Source organism: Mesorhizobium sp. M0166 (genome assembly GCF_040322255.1).
Taxonomy (GTDB): Bacteria; Pseudomonadota; Alphaproteobacteria; order Rhizobiales; family Rhizobiaceae; genus Mesorhizobium.
Genome location: NZ_JAMYTD010000001.1, coordinates 156,605 through 174,659, shown reverse-complemented (window position 1 = coordinate 174,659; position 18,055 = coordinate 156,605). Strand labels below are relative to the sequence as shown.

Genomic DNA, 18,055 nt, shown 5'->3' with positions numbered 1-18,055 from the left:
GGCATGCCTACGGAACTTCCGATGTGGGCTTCCGGACGGCGAGGCCTTACGGAGTTGAGAGATCTACATCGCGGTGGGACGCGAGCATCGACGTGGGGGTTACATCGACTTGAGATCTCGACAATCGGGCGCCTGCCGCCCGGAAACCGTGAATTGCCTGGCCGTCAGCGCAAGCGCCTGGCAGCGTCGTCGGCCGATGCCGACTGTTGCGCTGCATCACCGGTCAGCTTGACTTTCAGATTCTCGGTCATGAACTGCGTGCCGGCGGCGACGACGACGTCGCCCGGCTTCAGCCCGTCGGCGACACTGACGCCGTCGGGGGTGAAGGCGGCGACCTTGACCGGATGCGCATGGACGGTCCCGCCATTGCGGTCGACTGTCCAGACGATCGATTGGCTGTCCTTTTGCGCCAACGCGGCCAGCGGGATCGACACCAGCTGCTGCCGGTTGTCCGCCGCGGCTTCGATGGAGGCGGTCATGCCTAGCAGCACGCGCGGATCGTTGGGCAGGCTGACGCGAACGGCAAAGGTGCGCGACTGCGGATCGGCGCTGCCGGCGACTTCGCGGACCTTGCCGTCGAGCGTCAGCGCCTCATCGGACCAGAAGCCCGCCTTGACGGTCTTGCCCGGCTTGAATTCGGCGATATCGGTTTCCGGAACGGCGATCAGGACTTCCTTCTCGCCGTCGATGGCAACGGTCACCACCGGCGTGCCGGAGCCGACCACCTGGCCGACATCGGCGGCAACGGCGGTGACGATGCCGTTCTTGTCCGCCTTGAGATCGGTATAGCGGACCTGGTTCTGTGCCTGGGCAAGCTGCGAGCGGGCGGAATCGCGCGTGGCGACCGCCTGGTTATAGGCGAGCGTCGCCTGCTCGAGCTGCGACTTCGGCGCGAAATTCTTGGCGTAGAGCTGTTCGGCGCGCTTGCGCGTCAGCTCGACTGTCTCGACCTGACGGTCGGCGGCATCGAGGCTGGCCTGAGCGCTTCTCACCGAAAGTTCGTAGTCGGTGGGATCGATGCGGGCGAGAACGTCGCCCGGCTTGACGCGGTCACCGATGTCGACAAGGCGCTCGGTGATCTTGCCGTTGATGCGAAAGCCGAGATTCATCTCGGTGCGGGCACGCACCGATCCGGAATAGGAAAGCTGACGGGTATCGCTCGCCTTGGCGATCTCGACCACCTTGACCGGGCGGATGATCTCGGTGACCTCGGCTTTCTCCTGCGAGCAGCCGGCGAGGCCGAGAGAGGCGACGATAATCAGTGCCAGGCCGGCGGCTGGTAGCCTGTAGGTGATGGACTTGGACAAAGACACTTTTCGTACTCCCGAACTGTGGGGATGAATTGCCGGTATCGCCGCCCGACGGGCGGCAACGGTCATTTCTTCAAGGCTCTGATAGCAAACTCGGTCAGCTCGTCCGGCGTCGCCCGGTTCTTCTTGGCGAGGCACTGGGCCATCATCTGCGGATGGCAGAGGCTGATAATGGCAGCGCCGAAGCACCGGGAAGCGATCACCGGATCCTGATCGATGAACTCGCCGGTGGCGATGCCCTCGCGGATCACATCCGCGACCAGTTCATGGATGCTGTCGATGTGCTTTTCGATGACATGCCAGTCGCGCTCGATGGCAACAATGACCATCTCGTGCACCTTCTCCTGGTCGATCATGGTCTCGAGCGTCCACTGATAGTGCGTATGCACATAGCGGCGGAGTTTTTCGCTGGCGTTGCCGGGGCCATGGCAGGCTTCGTAGGTCAACCGGTAGCAGGTCTCGAGCATACGGCCGCAAACCGCCTGGTGGATTTCCACCTTGGAGGCGAAGAAGCGATAGATGTTGGCGGTCGACATGCCGAGTTCGCGCGCTATGTCGGCGACGTTGGTCTTGCCGTAGCCGTAGTGGCGAAACAGTCGCTCCGCGCAATCCAGGATGCGCGTGACATTTTCCTGGCGGGCGGAATCGGCGGTGGTGTCTAGGGTTTCAAGCATCTCGTTGGCCAATTTACGACTGACGAATTTAGAATTTCGTCACTCGTAAATTGAAAACCATCACCTGTCAAGGCGCGATTTTCGCCAGCCGGTGCCCCTGATGACAGATGGTGACACCTCTGGACGGAGTTGGCCCATGAAACGCATGTGGTTTCCGCCGGGCGCGCCTGCAAGCCGCCCGTCTTTTTTTGCGAAGGATCTTGAAAAGATGCTTTCCGAAATCGGTTCCGTTTCGGATCAGGCGTTAAGGCTGCTTTGCCATCTCCCGCAGCCGGAACTTCTGGATCTTGCCCGTCGAAGTCTTCGGGATTTCTGCGAAGATCACCGCTTTCGGCACCTTGAAGCGGGCGAGCAGCGCGCGGCAGTGCCCGATGATTTCGGCCTCGGTCGCCGCCTTGCCCGGCTTCAGCTCGACATAGGCGACCGGCACCTCGCCCCATTTGTCGTCGGATCGGGCGACAACGCCGCAGGAACCGACGGCGGGATGCTTGTAGAGCGCCTCCTCGACCTCGATCGAGGAGATGTTTTCGCCGCCGGAGATGATGATGTCCTTGGAACGGTCCTTGAGCTGGATGTAGCCGTCCGGATGCATGACGCCGAGGTCGCCCGAATGGAACCAGCCCCCGGCAAAGGCCTCATCGCTCGCCTTGCGGTTTTTCAGATAGCCCTTCATGACGATATTGCCGCGGAACATCACCTCGCCGATCGTTTCGCTGTCGGCCGGTGTCTCTTGCATCGTCTGCGGGTCCATCACCGTCAGGCCTTCGAGCGCGGCATAGCGTACGCCTTGCCTGGCCTTCTTCGCCGCCCTCGCCCCTTTCTCAAGCCGGTCCCACTCGCCATGCCATTCGTTGACGACGGCCGGGCCATAGGTTTCGGTCAGGCCGTAGAGATGGGTGACGGCAAAGCCCGCATCGGCCATGCCCGACAGCACCGCCTCGGGCGGCGGCGCCGCGGCGGTATTGAAGGTGACGGTCTGCGGGAATTGCCGCTTGTCCTCGTCCCTAGGGTTGATCAGCACCGACATGACGATGGGTGCACCGCAGAGATGGGTGACGCCGTGATCGGCGATGGCGTCGTAGATCGGCTTCGGCCGCACCCAGCGCAGGCAGACATGCGTGCCGGCCTGCACGGCAAGCGTCCAGGGAAAGCACCAGCCGTTGCAGTGAAACATCGGCAACGTCCACAGGTAGACCGGGTGCTTGCCCATCCCGGCGTGGATGGTGTTGGCATAGGCCATCAGTGCCGCGCCCCGATGGTGACAGACGACGCCCTTCGGATTGCCTGTGGTGCCGGAGGTGTAGTTGAGCGAGATAGCATCCCATTCATCGTCCGGCATCGACCAAGCGAAATCCTCGTCGCCGTCGGCGACAAACGCCTCATAGTCCAGCGTGCCGATCCGCTCGCCCTTTGGATAGGGCGCATCGGCGGCATAGTCGGGATCGTCGTAATCGATCAACAGCGGCCTGACCTTGGCCAGCGTCAGCGCTTGCCGAACCACGCCGGCGAATTCGCGGTCGACGATCAGCACCTTGCTTTCGGCGTGATCGAGCTGGAAGGCAATGACGGCGGCGTCGAGGCGGGTGTTGAGCGAGTGCAGCACCGCCTTGGTCATCGGCACGCCGAAATGCGCTTCTAGCATCGGCGGTGTGTTGGACAGCATGACGGTGACGGTGTCGCCCTTGCCGATGCCGCGCTTCGCCAGCGCCGAGGCAAGCCTCAGCGAGCGCTTCCAGAAATCGCGATAGGTCGTGCGCTGGCGGCCATGAATGATGGCGGTCTGATCGGGAAAGGTTTTTGCCGCCCGCTCGAAATAGGTGAGCGGCGTCAGCGGCTGGTGGTTGGCCGGGTTTCGATCGAGGTCCTGTTCGTAGGGATTGCCCATCCCGTCCTCCGCAAATGGGTTATTAGGCCTTCTTACCACCTGGCTTTGAACACGGTGTAGGATTTGTGCATCGCCGGTCTGTTGCAACCGTCTTTCGCGATGCAAGCGCCCGCTGTTGGTGAATATCTCATCGAAGCCACCTCAGTGGTATGCGGCTTCGCCTATTTACCTGGGAGCCCTACTCGCCTTCATCCTCCGGCCACAAAGCATCTATGTCCCGATGTCCTTCCACAATGTTCGCCACCTCGAAGAAATCGCTATTGTAACGGAAGAAAATAACATACCCCCTGAAAGTGAAACTTCGGACGTCCGGCCGGAGTTCGGGACGAGCACGACCGATCGTCACAGGCAAGCTCGCCAGATCGCGGCATTTCTGGCGTAACGCATCCACAAAGCGCCGGCCGATCAACAGGCTGCCGCTTTGGCTGGTGATGTATTCAAGGATATTGACCAAATCTGTCTGTGCTGACGGCAGCATGCGCAGCCGTGGCACCCCTAAAAGCCTTCCTTCGCGAGTTGCTTGGCCTTGGCTTCCAAAGCCGCGTCAATATCCTGCTCAGTGGCCTCGCCGCCTTCGGCAAACGACTTGTCCACCATGGCACGCAGCGCCTTCAGCTTTTCCTCTCGTTCTTCGACCAGGCGTAGGCCCTCGCGCACGACTTCGCTGGCAGAGCCGTAGCGGCCGCGTTTGACAATATTGGACACGAAGGTTTCCCATCGCTCTCCCAACGATACGTTCATTCTCGGATCTCCTGTCTGATCAAATGGTACCGCAATAACAATAAATGTGCAATTGCTGACATCGGCAATGCTCCCATGCCATACCATGCCTCCTCTCTCAATTTGACTTTTGTCGAGAGCCGTGAATAATGTCAGCGAGGAGATGGCATGGCGATCCGACCGGCAGAACAGCTTATCCACAAGGCCGCCTGGCTTTACTACGCACACGGCCTGCGCCAGGACCAGGTGGCCAGCCAGCTCAAGATTTCCCGTGCCTCGGTGGCGATGTATCTGCGCAAGGCGCGCGAGACCGGCATCGTCAACATCTCGACCTCGACCCAGCTTTTCACCGACGACGTGCTGGCGCGCAAGCTGGAAGACGCGCTGAAGCTCGACGCGGTCTGGATCGCGCCGGAAAACGGCTATGTCGCCGACCCCTCGACTGACATTGCGGTGCTGGCGGCAAGCGTCTTTCTCGAACTGGTGAGGAAGGGCGACCGCATCGGCGTCGCCTGGGGACGGACGATCTACACAATCGCCGACATCATGTCCTATGCCGATCTGCAGGACGTCACCGTGGTGCAGCTCTGCGGCAATCTGGGCGCCCCCTATTCGTACCGGCCGGACCAATGTACGATGGAAATCGCACGCCGGCTCAATGCCAAGGGGCTGAACTTTTACGCGCCGCTGGTGCTGACGACGGAAGAACTGGCACGCGGCCTGCGCGCCGAGCCGGTGATCCGCGAGCAGTTGTCGGGCATCGGCGAATGCGACCTGGCGCTGTATTCGGTAGGCTCGGTGGACACCGACAGCCACCTGGTCAAATGCGGCGCGCTGACGCCAAGTGAAATGGCTGTATTGCGCAAGGCCGGTGCGGCCGGCGTCATTGCCGGACAGATCATCGACGCCCACGGCCAGGCGCTCGACTGCAGCTACAACCGCCGACTGATTTCGGCAGAGCTGTCATCGCTGCGCCAGATCGAAAAACGGCTTGTGGTAGTGCAGGAAGAGAGCAAGTTCGAACCGCTCGTCGCGGCGATCGCCGGCGGGCTCTGCACCCATCTCGTCGTCGGCGCGCGCATGGCGCGACGGCTGCTCGACAATGCCGGAGCGGCAGCAGAAAAGGTCGCCTGATAGTTAATTCCAGCCGCCGGTGCATTGTCATCAAAGCGTCGCGGCATTCCTGTTCACAACAAAGAGAAATCGGACGAAGCTGACATGAAGAACCTGTGGAATGACGGCGAGGCGGAGAAGCTGGTCGCCGACTATGCAAAGAAGGGTGTGGCCCGCGACCTGGCGCTGCGCGTCTACACGACCAGGCTGCTGGGCGGCGAGCCGCGGCTCGTCCTGCATGGCGGCGGCAACACCTCGTGCAAGACCAGGGCCACCGATCTTGTCGGCGACGAATGGGACGTGCTCTGTGTCAAGGGCAGCGGCTGGGACATGGGCGTCATCGAGCCGCAGGGCCTGCCGGCGGTCAAGCTCGGCGCGCTGTTGAAGGCGCGGTCGCTGAAGAAGCTCTCCGATGAGGACATGGTCGCGCTGCAGCGGGCGAACCTCATCGATCCGTCCTCGCCCAATCCCTCCGTCGAGACGCTGCTGCACGCCTTCCTGCCGCACAAATTCGTCGACCACACGCATTCGACCGCAATCCTCGCCATCGTCGACCAGGAGGACAGCGAGGCGCTGAGCCGGAAGGTGTTCGGCGAAAAGATGGGCTTCGTTCCTTACATCATGCCGGGCTTCGATCTGGCGAAGGCGGCCGCTGATGTTTTCGACGCCGATCCGACGGTCGAAGGCCTGATCCTCGACAAGCATGGCATTTTCACCTTCGGCGACGATGCCAAGCAGGCCTACGACCGGATGATCCATTACGTGAACGTCGCCGAGGATTTCATCGCCAGCCACGGCAAGCCGCGCACCGAAAAGGTGGCACTGCCGGCCGGGCTGGCGAAGCCCGCGGAGATTGCGCCGATGCTACGCGGCGCGGTGGCGGTGGCACGCGGCGAAGGCCGCTTCGACCGCATGGTCAGCGATTTCCGCACCTCGGATGCGATCGTCGATTTCATCAATTCGGCGAAAATTGCCGACTATGCCGGGCGCGGCGTGTCGACACCCGACCTGTCGATCCGCATCAAGACCGGACCGATGGCACTGCCTGCGCCCGACGCTGACAAGGTCGGCGACTACAAATCCGTCATCCGCCAGCATGTCGAGAAATTCGCCAAGGACTATCGCGCCTATTTCGAAACCAATGATGCGCTCGACGACGTGAAGCGCACCATGCTCGACCCGATGCCGCGGCTGACGCTGGTGCCCGGCCTCGGCATGTTCGGCCACGGCCGCACGCTCAAGGACGCGAAGATCGCCTCCGACGTCGGCGAAATGTGGATCGAGGCGGTACGCGGCGCCGAAGCCGTCGGCGATTTCCGCCCGCTCTCCAAAAGCGATCTGTTCCCGCTCGAATACTGGTCGCTGGAACAGGCCAAGCTCGCCGCCAACAAGCCGAAGCCGCTGACCGGCCAGGTGGTGCTGGTCACCGGCGGCGCCGGCGCGATCGGTGCTGCCACGGCAAAGCTGTTCGCCGACAACGGTGCCCATGCCGTCGTCGTCGATCTCGACGCGGCAAGGGCTGCCGAGGCGGCAAAAAAGGCCGGTAACGGTTCGATCGGCATTGGCGCCGACATCACCGATCCGGCGCAGATGCGCGCTGCGTTCGACAAAGCGGTCGCCGTCTACGGCGGCCTCGACATTCTCGTCTCCAATGCCGGTGCTGCCTGGGAGGGCCGGATCGGCGAGCTCGACGACGCAACCTTGCGCAAGAGCTTCGAACTCAATTTCTTCGCCCATCAGTCGGCGGCGCAAAATGCCGTGCGCATCATGCTCGAGCAAGGCACCGGCGGCGTGCTGTTGTTCAACACCTCCAAGCAGGCGGTCAATCCGGGGCCGAAGTTCGGCGCTTATGGCATTCCCAAGGCGGCAACGCTGTTTTTGTCCAGGCAATATGCACTCGACTACGGCGCGCATGGCATCCGCTCCAATGCCGTCAACGCCGACCGCATCCGTTCGGGGCTGTTGACCGATGCCATGATCGCCAGCCGCTCGGGCGCGCGCGGCGTGTCGGAGAAGGAATATATGTCCGGCAACCTGCTCGGGCAGGAAGTAACGGCCGAAGACGTCGCTCAGGCCTTCCTGCATCAGGCGCTGGCCGAGCGGACCACCGCCGACGTGACGACGGTGGACGGTGGCAACATCGCGGCGGCGTTGAGGTAGTCGGGACCGGCCGAGACAGGCACGCAACTCGGAATTTTGCGATACGGCCATGGAAGGCATTCTTCAACCGCTGCTACAGCAGTTCTCGGATGCCTTCCCAAGCCTTTGTGCCCAGATTTGAATCGGCCTCGTCATTGCCTCCGTATGCGTGCAATGCGGAGCGTGGTGTGTTCTCGCCTGGCAAGAGAATGCGGTGTCCCGCATCCGGCGACGAAATGAGATGCGCGACCTTGCCTGCTTCGCCGCGCCGCCGAACAATATCTCGGGCGAACGATAGGGAAGGCCACAGTGCATCGCCGCCACCGGCGACGAGCAGAAGCTCGGCCGATATGGTCTCAACGGGGATGGTCGCCGCATTCGCTTCCCGTTTGAAAGTCTTCAAACAACTTTCGAAAAGACCCCTGTAGGACACCTGGCCATCGACGTACTCTGGTGTCCAATCTGGATCTGTCGGCACGAACGGCAGCGGGATACCGTCGAGCGACCATGAGGATCGTTCAGGCCAGCTGGCACCATCGCGGCCCGCACCGATATTTCCCCAAACTACGGATGACGGGCTAATCGCAACCACCGCATCAATTCGCTGGTCATGGACCGCGGCAAGCAAAGACGCCTCGGCCCCCTTAGACGTGCCGACATAAACGATGCGACGGCATCCCGTTTCGATGAGATAGTCGGCTGCCGCAAAGAACGTTTCCAGGGGAACCTCACATATTCCTGGAACCTGGCCCTCACCGCCAAACCACTGCAGCGCCAAGGCCGACGCACCAGCATTTGCAAAGAGCCGCGCGCGACCGACATCGACATGGCCGCTCGATCCACCCAACACCACGACGCCCGTGGTGGCCTGCAAGCATCGAAAAAATGTTCCGGCGACGGCGCCGGTAAGACTTTCCTCTCTTACCGTATGCGCCTCCATGTACCTGCTGAACCCTGGGTTTCAACCGTCCAATCGGCCTGCAAACCGGTGTCTGCGACAACTGGATTTCGGCAGTCCGGCTTCGCCAGACATCTTCGACAAAAAAGCCACCTGCAGCAAGCTGCTGCAGGCGGCTATTGTTTTGCTCGTGCCGAAAGTTACTTCGCGTTCGGGTTCGGCATCCAGGCCGGCATCGCGACATCGGCATGGGCGAACTGCGGCAGCTTGGCCGAGAGGTCCTCCATGTTCTTGATGTCCTTGTCGATCAGATCCTTCTGGGTGATCAGCGTCGGCGGCACGATGACGTTGTGGCCGGGATCTTCGCCGGCCAGAAGCTGCGCCAGCGCACGCACCGAGACCTGGCCGACGACGGCCGGGTTGGTAGCGGCGGTTGCCGCCCAGGCGCTGTCCGGCTCGCGCATCGCGGCGATGTCCGAGGTCGAGATTTCGGCAGAATAGATCTTGATGTCCTTGTTCAGCCCGGCCTCGTCGACGGCGATCTTCACGCCCTTGGCGAATTCGTCATAGGGCGCGAACATCACCTTGATGTCGGGGTGGGCCGACAGCACCGAACGGGCCTGGTTGGCGACCGAATTGGCGATCGGGTTGTCGAGCGTACCGAACATGGCAGCTTCGTCGATGCCTGCATACTTCTTCTTGAATTCGACCCAGGTCTCGTTGCGGCGGTCGAGCGGGGCGATGCCGGCGACATAGACATAGCCGGCCTTCCAGCTCTCGCCATTGTCCTTGACGGCCTGTTCGAGCGCCAGGCGCGCGAGATCGCGGTCAGACTGTTCGATCTGCGGGATCTTGGGGTTTTCGACATTGACGTCGAAGGCAACGACCTTGATGCCGGCGTCGACCGCGCGCTGGGCGGCGTCCTTCATCGATTCCGTCAGTCCGTGCTGGATGATGATGCCCTGGACGCCGAGCGCGATGGCCTGGTCGACCATGTCCGCCTGAAGCGCCGCGTCCTGGCGGCTGTCGAGCACGCGCAGATCGACGCCGAGCGCCTTGGCCTGCGCCTCGACGCCGGACAAATAGGCTTGGAAGAAGTCGCCGGTCGAGAGATAGCGGACCAGCGCTATCTTGACGGCACCCGGCTTGTCGAACGGCGCCGGCCGATCCTGCGCCATTGCCGGCAACTGCATCAGCAATGTTGCGCCGGCAAGCCCGAACGCTGCCTTCCCCAAAAGTCTTCTTGTGATGTTCACGTCGCTTCCTCCACTTGTTGAACCCAAAATGTGACCGGTCGAACCCTATCTCCTGCCCCTGCCGGACAGGGCGAAGGTAAAGACAAGGGCGACCACGAGAACCACGCCCTTGACGAAATCCTGCGTGTAGTAAGGCGCGTTCATCATCGTCAGGCCCTGCAGCAGCACGCCGACAAACACCGCGCCGACGGCCGTGCCGAAGGCATTCGGCTTGGCGGCGCCGAGAACCGCGTAACCGATCAGTGCCGCAGCCACCGCGTCGAGCAACAGATTATTACCCGAGGCGATGTCGCCGCGTCCAAGCCGGGCAGCGAGCAAAATGCCGCCGATCGAGGCAAAAACCCCAGAAATAACGTAGGCCCAGATTTTGTATGCCTTGACAGGCGCGCCAGCGAGTTCGGCGGCGCGTTCGTTGCTGCCGACCGCATACATCATGCGCCCGAAACGGGTGTATTCGAGAAAGAACCAGATCAGCACCGCCAGCACGAGCAGGACGACGACCGACACCGGAATGAGGTTCGGGATGAAGAAATCGAAGCGATGGCGGCCAAGCGCCAGGAACGCTGCGCCGAAGCTGCCGTTGGCGACCGAGCCATCGGGCATGGTCATGCCGGTGGCGATCGAACGGCCTTCGGTCGGGATGCGCTGCAGGCCGACAAGCAGGAACATCATGCCGAGCGTCGCCAAAAGGTCCGGCACCCGCATATAGACGATCAGCCAGCCATTGATTAGGCCGACCACCGCGCCGATCACAAGACAGACGACGACCGCCACGACGGCGTTCTGTTCCAGCACCACCATGACATAGGCAGCCGCCATCATGGCGCTGGTGGCGACAGAGCCGATCGACAGGTCGAAGCCGCCGACGACCAGCGTGGCGGTGACGCCGAGGGCCAGAACGCCGGTGATGGCGACCGACTGGAATATGAAGACAGCACTTTGCGGCGAGACGAAACCATCGGCGGCGACGGCGAAATAGGCGATCAGCCCGAACAACAGGACGATGAAGCCATAGCGAATAGCATTGTCGCGCAGGATCATTCAGCGCTCCCGCACGCTGGCACCGTCTTTATCCAACCCGAATTCATGCCCTCACCATTCCAATTCTCATCGTCTTCTCGCCCTCAGGCTACGCTGTGCAACGGCCCGCCCGCCACTTCGGCCAGCAGGCGCTCGAGATCGACATCGGTATTGCGGTGCTCGCCGACGATCGTCTGCTCCGACATCACCAGGATGCGATCGGCCGTCTCCAGGGCTTCGTCGAGTTCGGTGACGAACAGCAGCGTCGCGCGGCCTTGGGCGCTGGCCCGCAGCTTGGCGGAAATGTCGCGCCTGGCCGAAATGTCGACGCCCTGAAACGGCTCGTCGAGGATGAATAGCCTTGCCGCCTGCGACATCCAGCGGGCGACCATCACCTTCTGCTGATTGCCGCCGGAAAGGGCGGACATCTCGTCCTTCTCCGAGCGGCAGACGATGCCGAGCTCGTGGATCTGCCGGCGGGCAATGGCGCGTTCGATACGGCGTTTGAGAACACCGAGACGCGACATGCGGCTGTGGAACGGCAGGCTGATATTCTCCTGGATATTGAAGTCGCCGACGATGCCGTTTTCGCCCCGGTCCTTGGCGACGAGAAACACGCCGGCGGCAATCGCTTCGCCGGTCGACGCCGGCGCATAGGGTTTCCCGTTCAGCACCATGGTCCCGGCCAGCGGCTGGCGCAGGCCGAACAGCGTCTCGGCGAGCGCCGTCTTGCCGACACCGACAAGGCCGGTGATGGCAACGACCTCGCCATCGCCGAGCGTCAGCGAAATCGGCCTGGCGCCTTCAGCAATCCGCAGCGCGTCGGCAGTGAAAATTGCTTTGGCCGAATTCCTGGCGACGATCCGCTCGAGCTGGATCTTGCGGCCGAGCATGGCGTTGACAGCGCCTTCATAATCCAACGGCTTCTTGTCGAAGAAGCCTGAGATGACCCCATCGCGCATCGAAATGATGCGATCGGCAAGCCGTCTGATGTCAGACATACGGTGCGAAATGTAGAGAATGGCTACGCCTTGCTGGCGAAGCCGGTCGAGCAATGCGAACAGCCGGTCGGCCTCGGCGCTGGACAGCGAGGAGGTCGGCTCGTCGAGGATCAGCACTTTCGGCCGGTGCGCCATGGCGCGGGCGATCGCCACCATCTGGCGGTCGGCCAGAGAGAGATCGCTGATGCGGGCCTTGAGGTCGATGGCCAGTCCCATGCGGTCGGCCACCGCCTTTGCCTCGCGACGCACCCGGCCTGGATTGAACAGCGTCGGCACGCCGCTGCCGCTCAACCTGTCGAGGGTAAGATTGGTGGCGACATCGAGGTCGGCGACGACACCGTCATTGATGTTCTGGTGGACGGTGACGACGCCGGCGCGGATCGCCTCCGCCGGCGTTTTCGGGTCGAACTCATGACCGGCAAGCGACATCGAGCCGCCGCCATGGTCGTAAACACCGCTGATGATCTTGACGAGGGTGGATTTGCCGGCGCCGTTGGCGCCCATCAGCACGGTCACTTCGCCGGCATGCAATTCGAGCGAGACGCCGCCAAGCACCTCGATATGGCCAAAGGATTTCCTCAGGCCGTCGACGCGGAACACGGCATCATTGCCCATTCGTTCCTCCCTGACCGTGACGCTATGGGCTATATCGGCAATTGTCAACACGATTGACAATTGCCAGCAGGCTTCCTAGCTTGGCCCGACCGCGTTGGCTCCGCTATCATCGGAGCACATGAGCGGGAGGTGAGGATGACTGGGAAATCGCCGTTCGAAGCACTGTCGGTCGAGACACTGGCGGGCCGTCTCGGTGCCAACGAGCCCCTGTGTTCGCAGATCGGCAAGGATACGAGCCAGTGGAAGGTTCGTGAAGTCGGCGACGGCAATCTGAACCTGGTGTTCATTGTCGAGGGTGCTGAGGGTGCGGCCGTCGTCAAGCAGGCCCTGCCCTACGTCCGACTGGTCGGAGACAGCTGGCCGCTGCCGCTAAAACGCTCCTTCTTCGAATACCATGCGCTGACGCGGCAACAGGCGCGGGCGCCGGGTTCGGTGCCTGAGATCTATCACTTCGACGAAGGCCAGGCGCTGATCATCATGGAGTACCTGTTGCCGCACATTATCTTGCGGCGGGCGCTGATCGAGGGCCGGCAATTGCCGAACATCGCGACAGACATCGGCTTGTTCATGGCCCGCACGTTGTTTCGCGGCTCCGACCTCAGCATGGCGACCAAGGACCGCAAGGCCGATCTGGCGCTGTTCGCCGACAATGTCGAACTCTGCGACATCACCGAGAACCTGGTTTTCTCGGATCCGTATTTCGATGCCAAGATGAACCGGCACACCAGCCCACAGCTCGATGGCATTGTCGCCGAGCTGCGCGCCGACCGCGACCTCAAGGTCGAGGCGCAGCGCATGAAACACATCTTCGCCGCCAATGCCGAGACGCTGCTGCATGGCGACCTGCATTCCGGCTCGATCATGGTCACCGACACCGAAACGCGGATGATCGACCCCGAATTCGCCTTCTACGGGCCGATCGCCTTCGACGTCGGCATGCTGCTCGCCAATTTCTGGATGGCGTTCTTCTCGCAGCGCGGCCATGAACAGGGCGGAAGCCGCGATGCCATGCGCGACTATCTGCTCGGCGTTACGGTCGAGACATGGTCGGTATTCCGCGCCGAGTTCTCGCATCTGTGGCGGACGGAGCGTACCGGCATGCTCTACCAGAAGAGCCTGTTCGAAGATCAGGGCGACAGGCTTGGCGCCGAGCAGGCGCTCGACCACATGCTGCAGTCGATCTGGACCGATCTGCTCGGCTTTGCCGGCGTCGAGGTTCACCGGCGCATTCTCGGCCTTGCCCACAATGCTGATTTCGAGACCATTGCCGATCCCGATCTGCGCGCCAGATGTGAAGCGAAGGCGCTGAAATTCGGCCGTCACCTCGCCGTCAACCGGCGCCAGATCCACAGCATCGACGAGGTCAACCGGTTGGCCGCGCTGATCGAACGGGAGAGCAGGATTTGAACGTCGGCGACCGCCACTACCGCACCATCTGGCCGAGTGACGACGGGCGTTCGGTGGAGATCATCGACCAGCGCTGGTTGCCGCATGATTTCCGCATCGAAAAGATCGATACCGTCGCCGGCATCGCCACGGCAATCCGCGACATGTGGGTGCGCGGGGCGCCGCTGATCGGCGTCACTGCCGCCTATGGCGTCGCCATGCAGATGGCCGACGATCCGTCGGATGCAGCACTCGACGCCGTCTGGGCAACCTTGCACGAAACGCGCCCGACGGCGATCAATTTGCGCTGGGCGCTGAACGAAATGCAGCGCTTCCTGCTGACGCTTCCCCTGGCAGAACGTGCCGCGGCTGCATATCGGCGTGCCGGCGAGATCGCCGACGAGGATGTCGGCCTCAATCGCGCCATCGGCGCCCATGGGCTCGAAATCATCAAGGCGATCGCGGCGCGCAAGCAGCCGGGCGAACCGGTCAATATCCTGACCCACTGCAACGCCGGCTGGCTGGCCACGGTCGACTATGGCACCGCCACCGCGCCGATCTATCTGGCGACGGAAGCCGGCATTCCAGTCCATGTCTATGTCGACGAAACGCGACCCCGCAACCAGGGTGCCCAATTGACCGCCTGGGAGATGGCCGGCCACGGCGTGCCGCATACGCTGATCGTCGACAATGCCGGCGGCCATCTGATGCAGCGCGGCCAGATCGACATGGTCGTCGTCGGCACCGACAGGACCACAGCCGACGGCGATGTGTGCAACAAGATCGGTACCTATCTCAAGGCACTGGCGGCCCACGACAACGACGTGCCGTTCTATGTCGCGCTGCCGTCGCCGACGATCGACTGGACGGTGGGCGACGGGCTGGCCGAAATCCCGATCGAACAGCGCTCGCCCGACGAGGTCTCGCTGGTTTGGGGCAAGACCGCTTCCGGCGAGATCGCCCAGGTACGCGTGTCACCGGAAGCCACGCCGGCGGCCAATCCGGCCTTCGATGTGACGCCGGCGCGGCTGGTCACCGGCTTGATCACCGAACGCGGTGTCGCCACGGCCTCGCGCGAAGGCCTGAAGGCGATGTTTCCCGAGCGCGGATGATCCGCTTTGCCGGGAGGGCGCTCTGGATTTGCCTGATCTCACGATTTCTTGAACACGGCACGGTTAAAAACGCCGGTTGCCTGTCCCACATGGACGGCCGTATGCGTAGCGGCGGGGCGGCGCCCAACGCTCGAAGCCGGGGCTGACCACGGGCCGGCGAGTGAACCAGCGGGATGCCGCGATGTCATTCAGACCGTTGCTTGGTGACGGACGGATTCGGAGCCAGGAGGAGAAGTCGGAGCCCCTGCAAACCGCGTCATGGGTCAGCTCCTCGATCGTTTTCGACAATCGGCGGTGGGCGTGCCGGGAGGCGGAGCTCCGCTGGACAGCCCCTCATCATCTGATCGTGCTGACCGAAGAAGGCGGCACGTCCCACACATCCATCCGGCACGGGGCACGATCCCTTTACGACGGAAGGGACCGTCCCGGAGCCCTCACCTTCGTCCCGGCAGGCGCGGAGCGACACGGCTTCTATCGAGATGTAAACCTCTCCTATTCAGCCCTGTGGATCGATCCCGATATCGGGCTTCCCGGATGCGAACGCCTGAGGAACCTGCCTATACTGGTAAACAAGAAGGACGCGGTCGTCGCCACGCTGCTGAGTTCGCTTCGTGACGAGATGGCACTCGGCCACAAGCCGGACACTGCCTATGTCGAGCATCTGGTCGCCCTCGTCAGTCTCCGCGTGGCCAACCTGAGCCGGGAGCAACCGCGGTTTGTACGTCACGGCTGCCTCAGCCGCCGAGCACTTGCTCGCGTTCGGGACTACATCGATACGCATATGAATTCCGACATTTCGCTAAGCGAGCTGGCAGCCGTCGCGGGCATGGCCGTCGACAGTTTTGCGCGTCGCTTCAAGGCGACGACCGGCCTTCCACCCTATGCCTATGTGATCGAGGAAAGGGTGCGGCGAGCGGAGGCGCTGCTGCGCGAGACGGGTTTGTCGATCGGTATCATTGCCTTTCGGCTCGGCTTCTCAAGCCAGAGCCATTTCACCACGACCTTCCGGCGTCTAAGGGGCATGACGCCTCGTGCCTATCGGGTGAATTCTTCTCCAGAATCCTGATAGTGCGCCGGTTTCTTGAAAGAAAGCCGCCGCCCGCACTCCCACCTCCAGTGTCGTTGGGTGACAGAACCCGAGGGTTCGCTCGGGTCAAGTTGCCGTCTGCGCTTCATTGCGACTGGGAGATCATGCATGGCCAAAACGGACAACAGGAGCGGGCCGACGCGTCGGATGGTATTGGAAGGCGGTGTTGCGACCGGGGTGCTCCTGGCTACCGGAATACCGGTTGACGCGGAGCCGGCCGAGACCGTCACGGCGGCTGCATCGTCCTCGCCGGTACCGACGATACCGATATCGTTGCGGATCAACGCGAAGGATCTTGCCATCGAGCTCGACCCGCGAATGACACTGCTCGACGCCCTGCGCAACCATCTCGGCCTCACCGGCTCGAAGAAGGGCTGCGACCACGGCCAGTGCGGCGCATGCACGGTGCTTGTCGATGGACGCCGGATCAATTCCTGCCTGACGCTGGCCGCAATGCATGAAGGCGACGAGATCACCACGGTCGAGGGGCTTGCCGAGGGCGACCGGCTGCATCCGGTCCAGGCCGCCTTCGTAGCCCGCGACGGTTTCCAGTGCGGCTACTGCACGCCAGGCCAGATCTGCTCGGCGGTTGGCATGCTGGGCGAGGCGCGGGCCGGCTGGCCAAGCCATGCGAGCGCCGACGTGGCAGCGACTTCCGTCGCTCTCACAGATGCCGAGATCCGCGAGCGGATGAGCGGCAACATCTGCCGCTGTGCCGCCTACCCGAACATTGTCGCTGCAATCCGCGACGCGGCAGAGGAGGCATGAGCAATGCAGTCCTTCACTTATGAACGTGCGACGAGTGCCCAGCAGGCGGCCGCCGCAGTTGCGGCCCGGCCGGACGCCAAGTTCATCAGCGGCGGCACCAATCTGCTCGACCTGATGAAGCTCGAGATCGAGCGCCCAGCGCATCTCGTTGACATCAGCCGGCTGCCCCTTGATCGGATCGAGGAGACGGCAGAAGGCGGGCTTCGGGTCGGCGCCCAGGTCCGCAACAGCGATCTTGCCGCCGACCCGCGGGTAAGGTCGCGGTACCCGATGCTCACACAAGCGCTGCTGGCGGGAGCGTCCGGCCAGATACGCAACAAGGCCTCGACCAGCGGCAATCTCCTGCAGCGCACGCGCTGCCCCTATTTCTACGACCGCAACATGCCCTGCAACAAGCGCCAGCCGGGTTCGGGCTGCGCGGCGCTTCAAGGCTTCAACCGCATGCACGCCGTACTCGGCGCGAGCGAAGCCTGCATCGCGGTCCATCCTTCCGACATGGCGGTCGCCATGTCCGGGCTCGACGCCAGGATCGAGACCGTCTCGCCCGGCGGCGAGACCCGCACGATCCCGATCGGTGATTTCCATCGATTGCCCGAGACGATGCCCCATGTCGAGACCGTGCTCGGCCACGGCGAAATGGTCGTCGCGGTTAACCTACCGCCGCCACCACCCGGCCGGCAGCTTTACCGCAAGGTGCGCGACCGTGCTTCCTACGCCTTCGCGCTGGTGTCGGTGGCAGCAATCGTCGAGAAAAGCGGCGATCGTATCCGAAGCGCTCGGATCGCCATGGGCGGCGTGGCCGCGAAGCCCTGGCGCGCGACGGAGGCGGAGCGCTCGCTCGCAGGAGCGTCGGCGTCCGACGCTGCCTTTACCAACGCGGCCGAAGTCGCACTCGCCGGAGCCGTCGGGCATGGCGGCAATGACTTCAAGATCCCGCTGGCGAAACGGACGATGCGGCACACGCTCGCTGCTGCCGTCGAACGTGCATGAGGTGATGCGATGACAGAGACGACGACCCCGAACAGCGGTTCCCAGATGCAGGCGCCGAGCAGGAGATCGATATGAAACTCA

General features: G+C 62.8%; 16 protein-coding genes. 7 read left to right on the top strand and 9 right to left on the bottom strand.

Annotated elements, in window-relative coordinates:
• Positions 1 to 164: 164 nt before the first annotated feature.
• The 5 genes from NKJ46_RS00880 to NKJ46_RS00860 form a co-directional block, all read right to left on the bottom strand.
• Positions 165 to 1,313, bottom strand: coding sequence for an efflux RND transporter periplasmic adaptor subunit (locus NKJ46_RS00880; protein WP_352660708.1), 1,149 nt, complete (start codon positions 1,311 to 1,313; stop codon positions 165 to 167).
• A gap of 62 nt (positions 1,314 to 1,375) precedes the next feature.
• A complete protein-coding gene (locus NKJ46_RS00875; protein WP_352660705.1) occupies positions 1,376 to 1,984 on the bottom strand; it encodes a TetR/AcrR family transcriptional regulator in 609 nt (202 codons plus the stop codon).
• Positions 1,985 to 2,228: 244 nt separating this feature from the next.
• Positions 2,229 to 3,869: an acyl-CoA synthetase gene (locus NKJ46_RS00870; protein WP_352660702.1), complete on the bottom strand. Its 1,641-nt coding sequence runs from the start codon at positions 3,867 to 3,869 to the stop codon at positions 2,229 to 2,231.
• A gap of 178 nt (positions 3,870 to 4,047) precedes the next feature.
• Entirely contained in the window at positions 4,048 to 4,362 is a 315-nt protein-coding gene (locus NKJ46_RS00865) for a type II toxin-antitoxin system RelE/ParE family toxin (RefSeq protein ID WP_352660699.1), read from the bottom strand.
• Between the two features lie 2 nt (positions 4,363 to 4,364).
• The gene (locus NKJ46_RS00860) at positions 4,365 to 4,610 is read right to left on the bottom strand and encodes a type II toxin-antitoxin system ParD family antitoxin (RefSeq protein ID WP_352660697.1); all 246 of its coding nucleotides are present in this window, start codon (positions 4,608 to 4,610) and stop codon (positions 4,365 to 4,367) included.
• Between the two features lie 147 nt (positions 4,611 to 4,757).
• Between NKJ46_RS00860 and NKJ46_RS00855 the strand changes: the two genes are divergently transcribed.
• Together NKJ46_RS00855 and NKJ46_RS00850 are read left to right on the top strand one after the other, a co-directional pair.
• Positions 4,758 to 5,723: a sugar-binding transcriptional regulator gene (locus NKJ46_RS00855; RefSeq protein ID WP_352660695.1), complete on the top strand. Its 966-nt coding sequence runs from the start codon at positions 4,758 to 4,760 to the stop codon at positions 5,721 to 5,723.
• Between the two features lie 84 nt (positions 5,724 to 5,807).
• Positions 5,808 to 7,862: a bifunctional aldolase/short-chain dehydrogenase gene (locus NKJ46_RS00850; RefSeq protein ID WP_352660693.1), complete on the top strand. Its 2,055-nt coding sequence runs from the start codon at positions 5,808 to 5,810 to the stop codon at positions 7,860 to 7,862.
• Between the two features lie 73 nt (positions 7,863 to 7,935).
• Here NKJ46_RS00850 and NKJ46_RS00845 read toward each other — a convergent pair whose 3' ends face one another.
• The 4 genes from NKJ46_RS00845 to NKJ46_RS00830 all read right to left on the bottom strand — a co-directional run bounded on the left by NKJ46_RS00845 (position 7,936) and on the right by NKJ46_RS00830 (position 12,631).
• Positions 7,936 to 8,781 (bottom strand): acyl-CoA thioester hydrolase/BAAT C-terminal domain-containing protein, encoded by an 846-nt coding sequence (locus NKJ46_RS00845; protein WP_352660690.1) that lies wholly within the window; start codon positions 8,779 to 8,781, stop codon positions 7,936 to 7,938.
• 158 nt (positions 8,782 to 8,939) lie between these two features.
• Positions 8,940 to 9,995 carry a substrate-binding domain-containing protein gene (locus NKJ46_RS00840; RefSeq protein WP_352660688.1) on the bottom strand — a complete coding sequence of 352 codons (1,056 nt, stop codon included), beginning with the start codon at positions 9,993 to 9,995 and terminating at the stop codon, positions 8,940 to 8,942.
• A 45-nt stretch (positions 9,996 to 10,040) separates the two neighbouring features.
• A complete protein-coding gene (locus NKJ46_RS00835) occupies positions 10,041 to 11,036 on the bottom strand; it encodes an ABC transporter permease (RefSeq protein WP_352466051.1) in 996 nt (331 codons plus the stop codon).
• Between the two features lie 83 nt (positions 11,037 to 11,119).
• Entirely contained in the window at positions 11,120 to 12,631 is a 1,512-nt protein-coding gene (locus tag NKJ46_RS00830; RefSeq protein ID WP_352660685.1) for a sugar ABC transporter ATP-binding protein, read from the bottom strand.
• 135 nt (positions 12,632 to 12,766) lie between these two features.
• Between NKJ46_RS00830 and mtnK the strand changes: the two genes are divergently transcribed.
• From mtnK to NKJ46_RS00805, 5 genes are all read left to right on the top strand, one after another.
• Entirely contained in the window at positions 12,767 to 14,038 is a 1,272-nt protein-coding gene (gene mtnK / locus NKJ46_RS00825; RefSeq protein WP_352660682.1) for an S-methyl-5-thioribose kinase, read from the top strand.
• On the top strand, positions 14,035 to 15,129 hold the full coding sequence (gene mtnA / locus NKJ46_RS00820; RefSeq protein ID WP_352660680.1) for an S-methyl-5-thioribose-1-phosphate isomerase: 1,095 nt from the start codon (positions 14,035 to 14,037) through the stop codon (positions 15,127 to 15,129). Before mtnK ends, mtnA begins: the two co-directional genes overlap by 4 nt.
• 181 nt (positions 15,130 to 15,310) lie before the next feature.
• Positions 15,311 to 16,195, top strand: coding sequence for a helix-turn-helix domain-containing protein (locus NKJ46_RS00815; RefSeq protein WP_352660678.1), 885 nt, complete (start codon positions 15,311 to 15,313; stop codon positions 16,193 to 16,195).
• A gap of 129 nt (positions 16,196 to 16,324) precedes the next feature.
• Complete coding sequence (locus tag NKJ46_RS00810) at positions 16,325 to 16,984, top strand: 2Fe-2S iron-sulfur cluster-binding protein (protein ID WP_352660676.1); 660 nt, start codon at positions 16,325 to 16,327, stop codon at positions 16,982 to 16,984.
• A gap of 3 nt (positions 16,985 to 16,987) precedes the next feature.
• Positions 16,988 to 17,974 carry an FAD binding domain-containing protein gene (locus NKJ46_RS00805; protein WP_352660674.1) on the top strand — a complete coding sequence of 329 codons (987 nt, stop codon included), beginning with the start codon at positions 16,988 to 16,990 and terminating at the stop codon, positions 17,972 to 17,974.
• The last annotated feature ends 81 nt before the right edge of the window (positions 17,975 to 18,055 follow it).

What these genes read in the sequence shown, in the direction of transcription:
- NKJ46_RS00875 (WP_352660705.1), bottom strand. Translation starts at nt 1,984, where the DNA reads ATGCTTGAAACCCTAGACACCACCGCCGATTCCGCCCGCCAGGAAAAT.
- NKJ46_RS00870 (WP_352660702.1), bottom strand. Translation starts at nt 3,869, where the DNA reads ATGGGCAATCCCTACGAACAGGACCTCGATCGAAACCCGGCCAACCAC.
- NKJ46_RS00860 (WP_352660697.1), bottom strand. Translation starts at nt 4,610, where the DNA reads ATGAACGTATCGTTGGGAGAGCGATGGGAAACCTTCGTGTCCAATATT.
- NKJ46_RS00855 (WP_352660695.1), top strand. Translation starts at nt 4,758, where the DNA reads ATGGCGATCCGACCGGCAGAACAGCTTATCCACAAGGCCGCCTGGCTT.
- NKJ46_RS00850 (WP_352660693.1), top strand. Translation starts at nt 5,808, where the DNA reads ATGAAGAACCTGTGGAATGACGGCGAGGCGGAGAAGCTGGTCGCCGAC.
- NKJ46_RS00845 (WP_352660690.1), bottom strand. Translation starts at nt 8,781, where the DNA reads ATGGAGGCGCATACGGTAAGAGAGGAAAGTCTTACCGGCGCCGTCGCC.
- NKJ46_RS00835 (WP_352466051.1), bottom strand. Translation starts at nt 11,036, where the DNA reads ATGATCCTGCGCGACAATGCTATTCGCTATGGCTTCATCGTCCTGTTG.
- NKJ46_RS00830 (WP_352660685.1), bottom strand. Translation starts at nt 12,631, where the DNA reads ATGGGCAATGATGCCGTGTTCCGCGTCGACGGCCTGAGGAAATCCTTT.
- mtnK (WP_352660682.1), top strand. Translation starts at nt 12,767, where the DNA reads ATGACTGGGAAATCGCCGTTCGAAGCACTGTCGGTCGAGACACTGGCG.
- NKJ46_RS00815 (WP_352660678.1), top strand. Translation starts at nt 15,311, where the DNA reads ATGTCATTCAGACCGTTGCTTGGTGACGGACGGATTCGGAGCCAGGAG.
- NKJ46_RS00810 (WP_352660676.1), top strand. Translation starts at nt 16,325, where the DNA reads ATGGCCAAAACGGACAACAGGAGCGGGCCGACGCGTCGGATGGTATTG.
- NKJ46_RS00805 (WP_352660674.1), top strand. Translation starts at nt 16,988, where the DNA reads ATGCAGTCCTTCACTTATGAACGTGCGACGAGTGCCCAGCAGGCGGCC.